The following is a 16,403-nucleotide window of genomic DNA, read 5'->3' as shown; positions in this document are numbered from 1 at the left end:
GTTCGTGCTAAGAGCAAATCTTACCTTATTGGCATGAAAAGCATTTACACAATCGGACAATCCGTCAGTTTCTGAGTATAAAAATCTGAAAAAGCATAAAACAAAGAGCGCCAAAAAATACTTTGGCGCCTTAAAGATAACGATTTTTTCAAGAATTTATTCTCCGTACATTTCTTTGATGAACTGCTCGTAAGAAACTTCTTTTGTCTTTGCTTTTACTTTTTCTTTGAACAAACCAAGCATTTTCTCATTCATTACCTGCTCAGAAAGTCTTTTTACTTCTTCCTGGTTTGAAAGTACTCTTGCTACAATTCCATCTACATCTTCGTCAGTTGGATTCATCTGTCCGAATTGTGCCATTTGTTTTTTGATAATCTCAGCAGTATACGCTTTCAAGTCATCAAAAGTAATCTGAAGGTTGTTTTGTGACATCACTTTACCCTCAATCAATTGGTAACGAAGTCCGTTTTCAGATCTTGCATATTCTTCTTCTGCCTGCTCAGCAGTCAAAGGTGTTTCACCTACAGTCTGTATCCATTTTTTCAAGAATTCAGCTGGCAAGTCAAATTTTGTATTTTCTAACAAAGAAGATGTTACGTCATTTATGAATTTTTGATCTGCTTGAGAAGCAAATTGCTTTTCAGCATCTTCTTTGATTTTTTCTTTTACTTGTTCAACAGAAGTTACATTTCCTTCACCAAACAATTTATCAAAAAGTTCCTGGTTTAGTTCTGCCAATTCTGATGCATTGATTTCTTCAATTTTGAAATCTACTTCAATATCAAGACCGTGAACATTATCGTGACCTACCTTAAGGTAATCCATCAATTTATGATCGTCATCAAAAAGACCTTTAGTTTTTAATGTAACTACATCACCAACTTTCTTTCCGATGAATTTTTTAGCTGTCTTTTTATCTTTGAAGATATCAAGAGAAATTGTAGCCGTATTATTGATTCCGTTTTCTTCGTTTGTAAAAGTACCAGTCACATCAAAACCTTCTTCTACTGTATCTTTAGAAATCAATTTACCATACTGCTTCTGGATGCGTTGTACCTGATCATCAAGCATTTTGTCATCAGCTGTAATTTTATAGTAAGTGATTTTGTTTTTAGCCTCTAAATCAACTGTAAATTCAGGCGCAAGACCTAATTCGAATTCAAAAGAATAATCATCAGCATCCCAATTGAAGTCTTCGTTAATTTTTGGAAGCGGATTCCCAAGTATATCCAGTTTCTCAGTAGCCAGGTAGTTGTTCAGATTTTCTTGCAAAACCTTGTTTACTTCTTCCAGCAAAACTGCTTTCCCGTATTGCTTCTGGATTAGGCTCATTGGAACTGCGCCTTTTCTAAAACCAGGAATGCTAGCATTTTTCAGGTAGTTTTTTAAAACTTTGTCAACTTGAGGAGCATAATCTGCCTTTGATACTTCAACTGTTACAACCGCATTTAATGCGTCAACATTATTTCTTGTAATATTCATTTTTTTACATACTAAAATTGGGTTGCAAAATTATAACATTTTTACAACCCAACCAAGTTTTACATTCATGTATTAATATAGGATTAACAAATATGATAACTATCTGCTATCAAATAGGCTATATTATTTATCTCCTCCCGTCAGCGAGAACACGACAGACTGCAAAATAGACAAAATCAAGCTAAACAAAAGTGCCGTCCAAAAACTTGAAACTGCAAAGCCATCGACCAGATTTGCACAGAGCATAATTATCAACGCATTGATCACCAGAAGAAACAATCCAAAGGTGATGACCGTTACAGGAAGTGTGAGTAAAACCAAAAGAGGCTTTACGAATAAATTCAACAATCCCAACACTACCGCAACAATTATTGCCGTCACAAAATTTTCTGACGAGATCCCGTGCGTGCCCTTAAGAGCAACACCCGGCATAAAATGCGCTATTATCATTACTAAAACAGCCGTAATAAGAATTCTTACAATCAAATTCATAATTTATCGATTTATGTTCATTCAAATATAAGGTTTTTTTACGATATGTTAAATTCACAAGGTCATGAAATCAAATTTTATACCTTTGATTCTTAACCAAAAAAAACTACAATGAAACAAAAATTACTTTTAATGGCATTGTTAGCCGCCAGCTGGACTATGCAATCACAATGGGCAACCCAAAACACAGGATTTACTGCTGCAAGCCGCGGATTAGACGAGATTCACATTGTTGATGCCAATACCGTTTGGGCTAAAGGCTACGATGGAAGCGCCACTGGTGCCAATGTACAGATTTTCACAAAAACCACTAACGGTGGTACAACATGGACCACAGGAACGATTAACGTTGGAAGTGCCACACTTGAAATAACTAATCTTATGCCTATCAACGCTACAACAGCATGGGCAGGAGCCGTACACCCAACCAACGGACTTGGTGGCGTTTGGAAAACGACAAACGGAGGTACAAGCTGGACCAAACAAAATACAGGCGCATATTCTACAATAGGATCTTCCTTCTTTAATGTGGTTCACTTTTTCGATGAGAATAATGGTGTTACCGAAGGCGACCCTGTAGCAGGAGAGTTTGAAGTTTACACTACCAGCAATGGCGGTACAACCTGGACAGCTGTACCAGCAGCTTCTCTTCCTAATCCAGAATCTGACGAATACGGATATAATGGCGGAAATGTTGCAGCAGGCAACTCTTTTTGGTTTGTGACCAATAAAGGAAAACTATACAGAACAACAGACATGGGTGCAACCTGGACAAAATTAGACACTCCAATTACTGACTTTTCAGCAACTGCAGTTGGAGGACAAATTTTCTTTAGCGACAACAACAATGGTATTTTGTTAGCCAGAAGCACAACCGGAAGCGGTTCTTCTGCAGTCAACACTTATACTTTGTATAAAACTTCAAATGGAGGAACTTCATGGGACTCTGGCGCAAGCTACACTTCTAATTACACGAACCTAAACTACATTAAAGGAACAAATGTACTTGTTGGAACTGGCACAGACGGTGATAATTTTTTTACAGGATATAGCAACAACAACGGAACATCTTGGACACAAATTGACTCAGGAGTTCAGAGAGTTTCCATTGCATTTTTAAACGGAACTACAGGTTGGGCAAGCGGATTTACGACTGGCGCAACACCAACTGAAGGAATCTATAAATACACAGGATCTGCTTTAGGAATAGAAGACATTGCTTCTGGCAAGACTTTCAAAGCGTATCCAAATCCGGCTAACAACCAATTAAACCTAAGCGGAGCTTCTATCAACGAAGTTGCTATTTACGACCTACTAGGAAAACAGATTTTAAATCAAAAATTCTCTTCACAAGACCAAGTAAGCCTGAATGTTTCTGGTCTTGAAACAGGAATGTATGTTCTGACAGCTACAAATGACAGTGGAGCTAAAGAAACTATCAAATTTGCAAAACAATAGCTTTTATAAATTCTACAAAAAATCCCTTTCTGGTTTCAGAAAGGGATTTTTTTTATTTTAACAGGTACTGAATCGATTCGCTATAAAAATCTTTAGGATTTTCGGCATGGAGCCAATGTCCTGCATTAGCTATCGTCTTAATTTCCGAATTTGGGAAATGGTGTCGTATCGTTTCAAAATCTTCATCTTTGATGTAATTTGAATTTCCACCTCTTAAAAACAAGGTTGGTTTTTCAAATAGAGCATTATCCGGAAGCGCTTTTCCTATATTATCAATTTGCTCATTAAAAACCGGAAGATTAAAACGGAAAGCCAACTGTCCTGGTTCAATCCAATACAGGCTTTTCATTAAAAACTGGCGCGTTCCAAAATCCGAGACATACTCTTTCAGGATTTCTTCAACCTGAGAACGATCGGGTTTCTGCGATAAATCCACGGCATTTAATCCTGCCAAAATATCCTGGTGGTGCGGTCTGTAATATTTAGGGCCAATATCTGCCACTATCAATTTTTCGACTTTCTCCGGATAGGTTGTTGCAAAAAACATTGCTACTTTGCCTCCCATAGAATGACCTAAAATCGAAACCTTATCCAAGCCTTGTTCTTCGCAATATTCAAATACATCCTTAACCATCGCTTCATACGTAAACACATCCGAATGAAAACTCCTTCCATGATTGCGGAGATCTAAAATATGCAATTGGAATCCCTCAGCCGCTATTTGCCCCGCAAACGTCTTCCAGTTATCTGACATTCCCAAAAAACCGTGAAGAATAAGCAATGGCTTTCCCTCGCCTTCAATTCTTGAATACAACATAATCTGTTTTTTTATCGGGTTATTTCAATCTTTGGAGATACATATTGACTACATTCTCGAGCCCTAAATAAATAGCTTCAGAAATCAAGGCATGCCCAATAGAAACTTCGAGAAGGTTAGGAATATTTTGTTTGAAGAACTGCATATTATCCAAACTTAGGTCATGACCCGCATTGATCCCTAAATTCAATTCGTTTGCCAGTTTTGCCGCTTCAACATAAGGCAATATGCCGTCCTTATTCCCTAGCCCATACTGGTGAGCAAAAGCTTCTGTATACAATTCAATTCTTTCAGTGCCGGTTTCTTTAGCACCTTCGATCATTTCAAGTACCGGATCCACAAAAATAGAAGTCCTGATTCCGTTTCTTTGAAATTCTTGGATAATCTCTTTCAGATAATCCTGATGCTTAACCGTATTCCAGCCTGCATTAGAAGTAATTGCATCTACGGCATCCGGCACAAGAGTCACTTGTGTAGGCTTTACTTCCAATACCAGGTCAATAAACTTCGGCTCCGGATTTCCTTCAATATTATATTCTGTATAAACTATCGGCTTCAGATCACGCGCATCCTGATATCGAATATGACGTTCGTCGGGTCTTGGATGAATCGTGATTCCTTCTCCCCCAAAACGCTGTATATCTTTAGCAACTTGCAACAAATCAGGAACATTGCCACCTCGGGCATTTCTTAAAGTAGCTATTTTATTTATGTTTACGCTTAATTTTGTCATTGGAATGCTTTTTGTATAAAATTATTAAATACAAAAATACAAAGTTAAACACGGTGTTTTGTGCTATTTTTTGATTATTTTGCAACGATTATTGACATTGGGCCATGACTGAAATTACAGATTACATCAATAACGACATCAAGGCGATAGCTGTAGACGACACTATCGAATCAGTTCAGGATTTTTTTGCTGACCTACCCTTTTCGCATTTTCCAGTTTTGGAAAACGGCATTTACATTGGTAGTATTTCAGGAGATGATGTAGAAACTTTTGATGCTGAGAAAAAAATATCGGATTATCGTTATACCCTGGAAGGATTTTATGCTCGAAAAAATATGATCTGGTTGGATCTATTAGAAGTTTTCGCCAGAAACCATACCGGCATCGTTCCTGTCCTGGACGAAAAAAACAACTATATTGGCTACTACGACATTACGGATATTATCAAATTTTTCCATGAAACTCCTTTCCTAAAAGAAATGGGAGGAATTATCATAGTCGAAAAAAATATCAACGATTATTCCATGAGCCAGATTTCGCAAATTGTTGAAAGCAATAACGGAAAACTACTTGGCATGTTTGTTTCGAATGCCGAAGCCGATAAAATCCAGGTTACCATAAAGATCACTTTAGGTTCTATGAATGATATCATCCAGACCTTCAGACGTTATAATTATGAAATTATTTCTGAGCACCAGGAAGACAACTACCTAAATGCCCTGAAAGAACGCTCAGATTACCTGGACAAATATTTAAACATATAACCCAAACACAGATTATCAGAAATGAAAGTAGCGATTTACGGTCAATATTATCAAAATAGCACAGAACCAATCATACGCGACATTTTTGTGTTCTTCAACAAAAACAACGTAGAGTTGGTCATCCAAGACGAGTTTCTGGCAATCTTATATGAGAAAGATATCATTAAAAAGGAATACAATACTTTTCATGATTATGATGATCTAGACAGAAATGTCGACATTTTGGTAAGTATTGGCGGAGACGGGACAATTTTACGTGCCGCTACGCTGGTAAGAGATTCCGGAATTCCAATCTTAGGGATTAACGCCGGAAGACTTGGCTTTTTAGCGACGGTCCAAAAAGAAAATATTGATGAACTGATGCGGTATATTATTGATAAAAACTATACCCTATCACCCCGAACTTTACTCAGTCTTGAAAGTACCGAAAAAATTCCCGGAACCGAAAACCTGAATTTTGCGATGAATGAGATTTCCGTCAACAGGAAAGACACCACCTCGATGATCACGATTGAGACCTACCTGAACGACGAGTATCTAAATTCATATTGGGCGGACGGCCTTATCATTTCAACGCCTACAGGCTCAACCGGATATTCCTTAAGCTGTGGCGGTCCAATCTTAATGCCTGCAGTTGAAAGTTTTGTAATTACGCCTATCGCACCCCATAATTTGAACGCAAGACCTTTTGTGATTCCTGACAATGTTGAAATCAAATTAAAAGTTTCTGGCAGAGAAGAACACTATCTTGTTTCGTTGGATTCAAGAGTAGCCTCTATAAGTAACAAGACGGTCCTGACCATAAAAAAGACACCGTTCCAGATCAATATGGTCGAGCTTCCTGAAAAAAGTTTCCTAAAAACATTACGTACAAAATTGCTTTGGGGCGAGGACAAGAGAAACTAAAAATCCTTTTCTTCTTATACTATCAGCACATAAGTTTCGTTTACTTTAAATCGAAAAGCCTATCATTTGTCTAAAATTAAGGATATTTAATTATTAGACAGTTGATAAGTGCTCATAATTATTATATTTGCACCCTTATTTTTTAATAAATGAATCGGATAATAATCACTTTGTTCTGCATTTTAAGTTATGCCGTTACCAATGCCCAAATCCATGAAATTGGAATTTTTGCCGGCGGTAACAACTACATAGGAGACGTGGGTCCGACAAACTATGTCAAGCCCAATGAATTTGCCTTTGGAATACTTTATAAATGGAATAAAAGTCCGAGACATTCCTGGAGAATTTCTTATACGCAGGGAAAAATAACATCCAACGATCACGATTCCGACTCTCAAGCCAGAAAACAAAGAGGATTAAACTTTGAAAATAGTGTAAAAGAATTATCTTTAGGCCTTGAATTCAATTTTTTTGATTTTAATTTGCATGAATCGGGCTTTTTGCTGACGCCTTATGTATATTCTGGTATAAGTTATTTTGGTTATACAGAATTATACCATAGGAATAACCAGTATGAGGAAGATGACAATAAAAGCAGTTTTGCAATACCAATGACAGTCGGCATAAAGACTAGAATTGCGGAAAAACTGATTTTAGGATTTGAAGCCGGGGCGCGATATACTTTTACAGATAATCTGGATGGAAGTAACCCAAAGAACAACAGCTTTGAATCATTGCGATTTGGAAATTTAAACAGCAAAGATTGGTATGTTTTTACAGGTTTCACACTAACGTATACCTTTGGAAACAAGCCTTGCTACTGTGCAGAATAACGAATGGACATACTTAACACTATAAACAAAGACAATCTCCCAAAGCACCTGGCCATCATTATGGATGGCAATGGCCGTTGGGCTAAACAAAAAGGCATGCTCAGAGCCTTTGGTCACGAAAACGGTACCAAAGCCGTAAGGACTACTGTAGAGACTTGTGCTAAGTTAGGCATTGAAAACCTCACGCTCTACGCTTTTTCTACTGAAAACTGGAACCGTCCAAAGCTAGAAGTCGACACTCTGATGAAGCTTCTTATAAACTCGTTAAAAAATGAGCTTAAAACGCTTACCGAAAACAACATAAAGCTCAACATTATAGGTAATTTTGAAAAATTGCCAGCTTCTGCCCAAAAAGAATTATCACAGGTAATTTCTAAAACAAAAGACAACAACAGAATGACGCTAACTCTTGCGCTAAGCTACGGTTCCCGTGAGGAAATCATCTCAGCAGTAAAGAGTATTAGCACTAAAGTTAAAAATAATATAATTTCAACAGACGCTATTGACGAATCAATTATTAATCAGCATCTTTACACGCAAAATTTACCAGACGTTGATTTATTAATAAGAACCAGTGGCGAACATAGAATCAGCAATTTCTTACTTTGGCAGATAGCTTATGCAGAATTATACTTTACAGAAGTATTGTGGCCTGACTTTAGGGAAAAAGATTTGTATGAAGCTATAATTAGCTATCAAAAAAGAGAACGTAGATTTGGAAAAACAAGTGAACAAATTAAATAAAATTTTAATGTTAGATAAAAGCATTAAACTATTCTTAACCGTATTAGTTTTAGGAAATATTTTCCAAGCAAAAGCCCAAGAGAGAGTACCATTTGATCAAGGAAGAGAATATATCCTAGCCGGTGTAAGTGTCATCGGAAAAATCAGCTATAACGAACAAACAGTTGTTACATTTGCAGGTCTTGAAAAAGGCCAAAAAATCACAGTCCCTGGTGAAGAAATCAGTAGCGCCATAAAAAAATTATGGAAGCTGGGATTATTCAACGAAATTGACACCTATATCAACCGAATTGATGGCGATAGTATTTTTATCGACATGCATATCAGCGAGTTACCAAAACTTAGCGAAGTAAAAATCAACGGTGTAAAAAAATCTAAGGTAGAAGGACTTATCAAAGACAATTCGCTAACAAAAGGCAAGATTGTCAATGAAAACCTTATCACTACTACCAAAAACTACATCGAAAACAAATACAAAAAAGACGGGTTTTATAACACTAAAGTTGTTATTAACACTTATCCAGATACTACAGCCGGAAATGAGGTGAAAATGCTCATCAACATTGACAAAGGCAAGAAAGTAAAAGTAAGCTCTATTGTTGTTGACGGCAATGAGAAATTTTCTGATGGAAAAATCAGAAAGGCAATGAAAAATACCAAAACGAGATTCCCGTTACGTTTCTGGAAAGGCTCGAAGTATATTAAGGAAAAATATAATGAAGATTTAGAAAATATCGTATCCGCTTACAAAGAAAAAGGATATCGCGATGCACGTGTCGTTTCTGACTCTATCACTTACAACAAAGACAAAAATACAGTTGACATCAAACTAAAAGTCGAAGAAGGTAACAAGTACTACTTCGGAAACATCAAATTCCTAGGAAACTCTGTATATTCTGATCAAGGTTTGACCAAAATGTTGGGTATCAAAAAAGGAGATACATACAATGGTGTATTGTTGCAAAAAAGAATTGAAGACAAGACAAAACCTGACGGAAACGACATCAAAAACTTGTACCAAAACAGTGGTTATTTATTCTCAACCGTAAATGCGGTAGAAGTAAAAACAGCCAACGATACCATCGATTTCGAAATCAGAATCATGGAAGGTCCAATGGCTTATTTCAACAAGATTACTGTAGTAGGAAACGACAAAACTAACGACAAGGTAATCTATCGTGAATTAAGAACGCTTCCGGGACAAAAATACAGCAAGGAGCTTTTGATGAGAACGCTTCGTGAACTTGGACAATTAGGATTCTTTGACCCTCAGGCATTAGAGCCAAAATTCAAAAACGTAGATCCGGCAGCTGGTACAGTCGACATCGAATACAATGTTGTTGAAAAAGGATCCAGCCAGATTGAGCTTCAAGGAGGTTACGGCGGTGGCGGTTTCATTGGAACCCTAGGTCTTTCTTTTAACAACTTCTCTATCAAAAATATTTTCAAAAAAGACGCATATACTCCGCTTCCAATGGGAGACGGACAGAAATTGGCCTTACGACTTCAAGGAAGTTCTTATTTCCAAACCTATAGCCTTTCTTTCACAGAACCATGGCTTGGCGGAAAAAAACCAGTACAATTCTCTGGATCTATCTCACATAGTAAGCAGTTTTTGTATACCGGAAGAACTAGTAATGTTGACAGAGACAAGAGTTTTAACATCACATCTATATCGGTAGGTATTGCTAAGAAACTTAATGTACCGGATGACTACTTTATCCTTTCACAAGGAATCAGCTTCCAGTACTACGACCTGAACAATTACAACACCGGGTTATTTACATTCGGAAATGGAAATTCACGAAACCTGGCGTACACTATTGGATTAAGAAGAGATAGCCGAGGTATTGACCCTATCTTCCCAACTTTTGGTTCAGAATTTAGCATTAGTGCAAAATTCACTTTACCATACTCACTTTTCAATGGAGTTGATTATGCGAACTTAAAAAATGATCCGAATTATCAAACAACAGACACCGATGGAAACATAGTTGCGGACCAATCAAAAATCGACCAAAAGAAATTTAATTGGCTGGAATACTATAAAATTAAATTCAAAGCTGATTGGTATACAAAAATTTATGGTAAATTCGTACTTCGTTCATTGGGTGAATTCGGTTACTTAGGAGCTTATAATAATGACAGAGGTCTGGTTCCTTTCGAAAGATTCTTCCTTGGTGGAGACGGTTTAGCGAACTATTCATTAGACGGTCGTGAGGTAATACAGTTGAGAGGTTATCCTAACCAATCTCTGACACCATTGGATAATAAAGGAAACCAAAACGGAGCAACAATTTATAATAAGTTCTCATTAGAATTGAGATATCCAATCACATTGAAAGGAGCTGCGTCAATTTATGCTTTGACTTTCCTTGAAGCCGGAGCAGCCTATGACAATTTTAGAGATTATAATCCGTTTGTATTACAACGTTCCGCAGGTTTTGGTCTGAGAGTATTTATGCCAGCATTCGGATTATTAGGTATCGACTTTGGTCACGGATTTGATCCAGTTCCTGGCGGTACCGAAAAAAATGGATGGGAAACGCATTTCATTATTGGACAACAGTTTTAAAAACTTAAATTTGGCACGATATTTTCTAATATAACATTAAGAATATGAGAAAACATTTTTTTATACTACTGCTAGTAGCTTCTTTTTCAACTGCCATTAATGCGCAGACACGAGGTATTCGTATTGGATACATAGACATGGAATATATTTTAGAAAAAGTTCCTGACTATGCTGAGGCAAAAAACCAGCTTGAGCTGAAAGCTCAGAAATGGAAGCAAGAAGCTGAAGTAAAAAGAAATGAAATCAATAAGCTGAAAGAGAACCTTAAAACAGAAAGAGTTTTATTGACAAAAGAGCTTATTGAAGAAAGAGAAGAAGAAATCTCATTTCTTGAAAATGAATTATTAGATTTCCAACAAAAAAGATTTGGATCTACTGGTGACCTGATCACACAAAAAGCTGTTTTGGTAAAACCAATCCAAGATCAGGTTTTTACTATTGTTCAGGATATTGCAGAGACCAAAAAGTATGATTTTATTTTTGACAAATCATCTGATCTTACAATGTTGTTTGGAGCGCAAAGACATAACATTAGCGACCTTGTAGTACGACAACTGACAAGAGCCGAAAAAAGAGAGCAGTTAAGCAAAAAACAGCTGAAAGAAGAAGCTGAAAAAGAACGCAAACAGGACATGGTTGATGCTAATCCTGAATTAGCTGAAAGACAAAAAGTATTGGACGACAAAAAAGCGGCCAGAGAAAAAATGCTTGAGGACAGAAAGACTGCCGCTGAAGAAAAAAGAAAAGCTTTTGAAGAAAAAAGAGCGCAGCTGTTAGCAGAAAGAGAAGAAAAAAGAAATGCAGCAAAAACAAAAGCAGACGATTCTAAAAAAGAAGAAAAGCCTGCTGCTGATAAAGCAACCGCTTCTGACGTAAAAGAAGGAGAAAAAGATAAAACAGAAGAAAAGAAACCTGCCGGACAAACTGCTGAAGAAAAGAAAGCAAAAATGGAACAGGTTAAAAAAGACGCTGCTGAAGAAAGACAGAGAAAATTAGACGAGCGCAAAAAAGCTCTTGAAGAAAAAAGAAAAGAAAGAGAAGCAGCTAAGAAAGAAAAAGAAGAAAAGAAAACCTCTGAAGAAAACGACAAAGGGAACTAAAACTAAATTAATATTTAATACTTTAAAATGATGAAACAACTGAAAACTTTACTAATCGCCGCAGCGCTTTTCATTGGTGTAAGTCAAACTATGAATGCCCAAGCAAAGACTGCACATGTTGACGTTAGTGAAATTATGGCTAAGATGCCTGCAATGTTAGAAGGGCAAAAGCAACTTGAGAAATTGAACCAGACTTACAATGCTGATTACAAAACGATGGTTGATGAATACCAAGCCAAACTAAAAAAATATGATGCGGAATCAAGTACAGTTTCTGAGAAAGTAAATCAAGACAGAGCTGTTGAGATTCAGGACATGCAAAAAAGAATCAGAGATTACGGCGAAAATGCTCAAAAAGAATTACAGCAAAAAGAGCAGGATTTATTCAAGCCTATCCAAGAAAAAATCAAAGCAGCTATCCAAAAAGTAGGAAAAGCTAAAGGATACCAATATGTTTTGGATTCAGCTATGATTTTACTTGCTGACGGACCAAACATTACTGCTGATGTAAAGAAAGAACTTGGGTTCTAATCAAAAAACCAAATATTTTAGAAACTGCTCAAATTTATTGAGCAGTTTTTTTTTACTTTTGTTTCTATGACAAATACAAACCCAATAGGACTTTTTGACTCCGGAATAGGCGGCACATCTATCTGGAAAGAAATCCATCAATTGATGCCAAACGAAAACACTATCTATCTGGCCGATAGCAGAAATGCGCCTTATGGCCAAAGAACAAAAGATGAGATTATTGCATTAAGCATTAAAAATACCGAGTACCTCTTAAATCAGAACGCCAAGATTATTGTGGTAGCTTGCAATACGGCCACCACAAATGCAATTAAAGAATTAAGAGCCAAATATGATGTTCCTTTTATTGGAATTGAACCAGCCATCAAACCGGCAGCCAATAACTCCCGAACACAAACTATTGGCATCTTAGCCACCAAAGGAACGCTTAACAGCGAGCTTTTCAATAAAGCTACCGAACAATTCCAAGAAACCAATATCATTGAACAGGTGGGCTATAATTTAGTCAAACTGATTGAAGATGGTGAAATGTATTCCGAAGAAATGACTTCGCTTCTAAAGACCTATTTAACCCCGATGATTGAAGCCAATATCGATTACCTAGTTCTGGGTTGCAGCCATTATCCTTACCTGATTCCTCAAATCAAGGAAATCCTGCCACCACACATCAAAATCATCGATTCTGGTGAAGCTGTGGCCAGACAGACGCACAAAGTGCTTGAAGAAAAAATCGGACTTAATACAGCTACTGGTGAACACAGCACACTGTTCTACACCAATTCAGACCCAAAAGTCCTGCAAACTATTTTGGGGAGCCAATATACTGTTGTCCAAAAAGATTTTTAAATCTTAAAACTATTCCTCGTCTTTTAGCCAGCCGGAATACATAACGTAGTTATTGGAGATGCGTTCAATTTCGCCTGCGAAATCGGACTTATTAATATCTTTTACTTTCTTGGCCGGAACACCTGCATATATAGTTCCAGACTCAACAACTGTATTCTGCGTGACTACCGCTCCGGCCGCAACAATAGAATTGCTTTCAATAACGCAATTATCCATTACGATTGCTCCCATTCCTATCAATACATTATCATGAACCTTACAGCCATGTACGATAGCATTGTGCCCTATTGATACATTATTTCCAATTTCGGTCGGATGTTTTTGATAGGTACAATGTATAACGGCTCCATCCTGGATGTTTACTTTATTTCCAATCTTAATATAATGCACATCACCACGAATCACAGCGTTAAACCAAACGCTGCAGGAAGCACCAAAAGTTACATCTCCAATGATAGTCGCATTTTCGGCAACATAGCAATCTTCAGGAATCGAAGGGCTTTTGCCATTTACAGTTTTTATTAGCATAGAATATAAAAAAGAGTCCCGATAAAGGCGCTGCGATTATCGGGACAGAATTAATATCAACTTTAAAATAATTAATTAACAGCAGGACAATTACAATCCCATTTTTCTCTTTTGCAGAATAAATTCAGACCTAAAGTGATTTGGTGGAAACCACCGTTATCAAACTTTACGTTACCTGTCAGCTGAGAATAGGTGTAAGCAACCATAAAGTTTTTATAATTTAAGCCTACGATTGGAGTAATGTATTGTAATTTCTGATCAGAAACACTGTTACCATCAAGGTATTGTGCTCCGTCAAAGCTTCTTCTATAAGACAAACCACCCCAAAGTTTTCCAAAATCTAAATCTTTGTATACTTTTAAGTTTATGTCGATTGACTTTTCTTTAGTTTCATCAACATATTGGAACAAGAAAGAAGGCTCCCATTGAAGTCTGTCCGGATCACCAAAAACATATCCGGCACTGAACAAATATTTTCTTAAGTTATCTGATTCGTAATCTGTGTAGATTTCTCTTCTGATATTTGCAATCGCATTTTTCACAGTAAAGTGAGCGTAAAAATCCAAATAATTATAGGAAGCTCCAAAGTCAACATTGAAATAAGAATCTTTTTGATAAACTCCTCCTACTACAATAGGGTCGAATCCTTCAAATTCTGATTCGTCTAATTTACTTTGTACCAAACCGGCACTCATACCAAACGACAACTGGTTTAGATCATAATCGCCTCTTGAAAACATGATATGGTGGGCATAAGTAACTTTCCCTCCTACTTGTGAATGGTAACCATTTTTGTCATTAAAAAGTATGATACCCACACCTGACTGTTCTCCTATTCTTCCGTTAAAACTCAAAGTCTGCAAAGCAGGGGCATCATCCTGACCAAACCATTGCTGACGAGCTGTTAAACGTACTTTAGCACAATTTGCAGCACCCGCCATAGATGGGTGAATCAAATAATAATTATCGGATAAGTAATCTGAATAAACGGCAATTCCTTCTTGTGAAAACGATATTTGTGACAATAACAATAATAATGCTAAATACCTCTTTTTAAAATTCATGGGGTCTATCTTTATTAATGAAAAACGCTCTTAATTATTAATTAAAAAAAATTGCTATTCCTAGATTACCTTATTAAACACGCAGGTTGATAAGAATGAGTAATTTTTCGTAGCGGTCAAATATATAAATTTTTGTGTTAGGTTGCTATACTAATTCGTTAATATTACAATCACTTTTTATAGAAACTTTAAGAAAAAAATTAAAATGCTCTTAAAAAATCAATTCGCCTCAATAATGTCTGGGTGTTAAACAAAAACGAAAGAACTGTTAATTTATTCTATAAAAAACCAAATATAACATTTCACCGAAAATTTCTTTGTTAAATTTGCTCAAAATAAGATTCCAATGATAACTGTTACTATAAAAGAGACCCAAAATCCGACAATTCTGAAGTTTGAATTGCCTGATTTTATTACACAAAATGAAAATTTTGAATTCAAAAACATAGACGACGCTAAAGATTCGCCTCTAGCCCAACAATTATTTTACTTACCGTTTGTAAAAGCGGTTTTTATCTCCGGAAATTTTATAGCTATCCAACGCTATAATATTGTAGAATGGGACGATGTAAAAGATGCGGTTGCAGAGCAAATTGAAAGCTTTGTCAACAAAGGCGGACAAATCCTGACCATTACAGAGAAGAAGGCAACAAAACAGCCTCTAACGGTTTATGCTGAAAGCACACCGAATCCATCTGTACAAAAATTTGTAGGTAGCCGAATGATGACCAAAACGGCTATGGAATTCAAAAATATTGATGAAGCTGCTGCTTCTCCCCTAGCATTAGAGTTGTTCAAGTTTCCGTATGTGAAGGAAGTTTTTATTGACGAAAACTATATTTCTGTAACGAAATATGCTGTAAAAGAATGGCAGGATATCACTTATGAACTTCGATCTTTTATTAAAGAGTTTATTGAAAATGGCGGTACCGTTATTGATGAAAGCATTGCAGCTTTGAATCCGAAAACTGAAAAGCAGAAAATTGAGAATTTTGACAATTTGGATACAACCTCACAGCAAATCATCAACATTCTTGAAGAATATGTGAAGCCGGCAGTAGCTGCTGATGGAGGTAATATTCTTTTTGATTCTTATGATGAAAATGAAAAACGAGTAAAAGTTGTATTGCAAGGTGCTTGCAGCGGATGTCCTTCATCAACATTCACACTTAAAAGCGGTATCGAGAATATGTTGAAAGACATGCTAAACGACGAAGACATAAAAGTAGAAGCTTTAAACGGTTAACAAAACGACATTTATTTGCTATCTTTATAAGATAAACAATTTAAAACTAGCAAATTATGTCTGTATTAAAAGTAATTGAGATTCTTTCAAGCTCGGAGACAAGCTGGGAGGATGCTACTAAAAAAGCTGTTTCCAAAGCATCAAAAACTTTAAAAAACATAAAATCGGTTTATGTCCAGGACCAAAGCGCTACGGTACAAAACGGATCGGTTAAGGAATTTAGGGTAACTTTAAAACTTACCTTCGAGTTGGAATAAGCATTCAAATCATCTTACATTTAAGCG

At 36.5% G+C, this 16,403-nt stretch carries 17 protein-coding genes; 11 read left to right on the top strand and 6 right to left on the bottom strand.

Going from position 1 to position 16,403, the window contains the following annotated elements; genetic code table 11:
- Positions 1 to 156 precede the first annotated feature (156 nt).
- Positions 157 to 1,482, bottom strand: coding sequence for a trigger factor (gene tig / locus FJA49_RS15295; protein WP_140001827.1), 1,326 nt, complete (start codon positions 1,480 to 1,482; stop codon positions 157 to 159).
- Positions 1,483 to 1,605: 123 nt separating this feature from the next.
- Positions 1,606 to 1,974: a phage holin family protein gene (locus FJA49_RS15290; RefSeq protein ID WP_140001825.1), complete on the bottom strand. Its 369-nt coding sequence runs from the start codon at positions 1,972 to 1,974 to the stop codon at positions 1,606 to 1,608.
- 111 nt (positions 1,975 to 2,085) lie between these two features.
- Here FJA49_RS15290 and FJA49_RS15285 point away from each other — a divergent pair, with 111 nt between their 5' ends.
- Positions 2,086 to 3,432 carry a T9SS type A sorting domain-containing protein gene (locus FJA49_RS15285; protein WP_140001823.1) on the top strand — a complete coding sequence of 449 codons (1,347 nt, stop codon included), beginning with the start codon at positions 2,086 to 2,088 and terminating at the stop codon, positions 3,430 to 3,432.
- 52 nt (positions 3,433 to 3,484) lie between these two features.
- Here the strand turns inward: FJA49_RS15285 and FJA49_RS15280 are convergent, their stop codons facing one another.
- A complete protein-coding gene (locus FJA49_RS15280; protein WP_140001821.1) occupies positions 3,485 to 4,249 on the bottom strand; it encodes an alpha/beta fold hydrolase in 765 nt (254 codons plus the stop codon).
- A gap of 19 nt (positions 4,250 to 4,268) precedes the next feature.
- The gene (locus FJA49_RS15275; protein ID WP_140001819.1) at positions 4,269 to 4,982 is read right to left on the bottom strand and encodes a pyridoxine 5'-phosphate synthase; all 714 of its coding nucleotides are present in this window, start codon (positions 4,980 to 4,982) and stop codon (positions 4,269 to 4,271) included.
- Between the two features lie 104 nt (positions 4,983 to 5,086).
- Between FJA49_RS15275 and FJA49_RS15270 the strand changes: the two genes are divergently transcribed.
- The 8 genes from FJA49_RS15270 to murI all read left to right on the top strand — a co-directional run bounded on the left by FJA49_RS15270 (position 5,087) and on the right by murI (position 13,281).
- Positions 5,087 to 5,746, top strand: a complete 660-nt coding sequence (locus tag FJA49_RS15270) for a CBS domain-containing protein (RefSeq protein ID WP_140001817.1) — start codon at positions 5,087 to 5,089, stop codon at positions 5,744 to 5,746.
- A gap of 21 nt (positions 5,747 to 5,767) precedes the next feature.
- Entirely contained in the window at positions 5,768 to 6,652 is an 885-nt protein-coding gene (locus FJA49_RS15265; protein ID WP_140001815.1) for an NAD kinase, read from the top strand.
- A gap of 149 nt (positions 6,653 to 6,801) precedes the next feature.
- Positions 6,802 to 7,485 carry a type IX secretion system protein PorG gene (porG, locus tag FJA49_RS15260; protein ID WP_140001813.1) on the top strand — a complete coding sequence of 228 codons (684 nt, stop codon included), beginning with the start codon at positions 6,802 to 6,804 and terminating at the stop codon, positions 7,483 to 7,485.
- 3 nt (positions 7,486 to 7,488) lie between these two features.
- The gene (locus FJA49_RS15255; RefSeq protein WP_140001811.1) at positions 7,489 to 8,229 is read left to right on the top strand and encodes an isoprenyl transferase; all 741 of its coding nucleotides are present in this window, start codon (positions 7,489 to 7,491) and stop codon (positions 8,227 to 8,229) included.
- Positions 8,230 to 8,236: 7 nt separating this feature from the next.
- A complete protein-coding gene (gene bamA / locus FJA49_RS15250) occupies positions 8,237 to 10,804 on the top strand; it encodes an outer membrane protein assembly factor BamA (RefSeq protein ID WP_140001809.1) in 2,568 nt (855 codons plus the stop codon).
- Between the two features lie 44 nt (positions 10,805 to 10,848).
- The gene (locus tag FJA49_RS15245; RefSeq protein ID WP_140001807.1) at positions 10,849 to 11,904 is read left to right on the top strand and encodes an OmpH family outer membrane protein; all 1,056 of its coding nucleotides are present in this window, start codon (positions 10,849 to 10,851) and stop codon (positions 11,902 to 11,904) included.
- 30 nt (positions 11,905 to 11,934) lie between these two features.
- Positions 11,935 to 12,435 (top strand): OmpH family outer membrane protein, encoded by a 501-nt coding sequence (locus FJA49_RS15240; RefSeq protein WP_140001805.1) that lies wholly within the window; start codon positions 11,935 to 11,937, stop codon positions 12,433 to 12,435.
- A gap of 66 nt (positions 12,436 to 12,501) precedes the next feature.
- Positions 12,502 to 13,281, top strand: a complete 780-nt coding sequence (gene murI, locus FJA49_RS15235) for a glutamate racemase (RefSeq protein ID WP_140001803.1) — start codon at positions 12,502 to 12,504, stop codon at positions 13,279 to 13,281.
- Positions 13,282 to 13,290: 9 nt separating this feature from the next.
- On the opposite strand, the gene FJA49_RS15230 is transcribed toward murI, so the two are convergent.
- Both FJA49_RS15230 and FJA49_RS15225 read right to left on the bottom strand, forming a co-directional pair.
- Positions 13,291 to 13,809, bottom strand: a complete 519-nt coding sequence (locus FJA49_RS15230) for a gamma carbonic anhydrase family protein (RefSeq protein ID WP_140001801.1) — start codon at positions 13,807 to 13,809, stop codon at positions 13,291 to 13,293.
- A gap of 71 nt (positions 13,810 to 13,880) precedes the next feature.
- Positions 13,881 to 14,873, bottom strand: a complete 993-nt coding sequence (locus FJA49_RS15225; RefSeq protein ID WP_140001799.1) for a PorP/SprF family type IX secretion system membrane protein — start codon at positions 14,871 to 14,873, stop codon at positions 13,881 to 13,883.
- A gap of 346 nt (positions 14,874 to 15,219) precedes the next feature.
- Here FJA49_RS15225 and FJA49_RS15220 point away from each other — a divergent pair, with 346 nt between their 5' ends.
- Together FJA49_RS15220 and FJA49_RS15215 are read left to right on the top strand one after the other, a co-directional pair.
- Complete coding sequence (locus tag FJA49_RS15220) at positions 15,220 to 16,119, top strand: NifU family protein (protein ID WP_140001797.1); 900 nt, start codon at positions 15,220 to 15,222, stop codon at positions 16,117 to 16,119.
- 56 nt (positions 16,120 to 16,175) lie between these two features.
- A complete protein-coding gene (locus FJA49_RS15215; protein WP_140001795.1) occupies positions 16,176 to 16,376 on the top strand; it encodes a dodecin family protein in 201 nt (66 codons plus the stop codon).
- Positions 16,377 to 16,403 lie beyond the last annotated feature (27 nt).

The sequence above is a fragment of the Flavobacterium microcysteis genome (assembly GCF_006385255.1).
Lineage (GTDB): Bacteria > Bacteroidota > Bacteroidia > Flavobacteriales > Flavobacteriaceae > Flavobacterium > Flavobacterium microcysteis.
The sequence above is the reverse complement of the archived record's forward strand: the minus strand, read 5'-3'. Positions and strand labels throughout refer to the sequence as shown.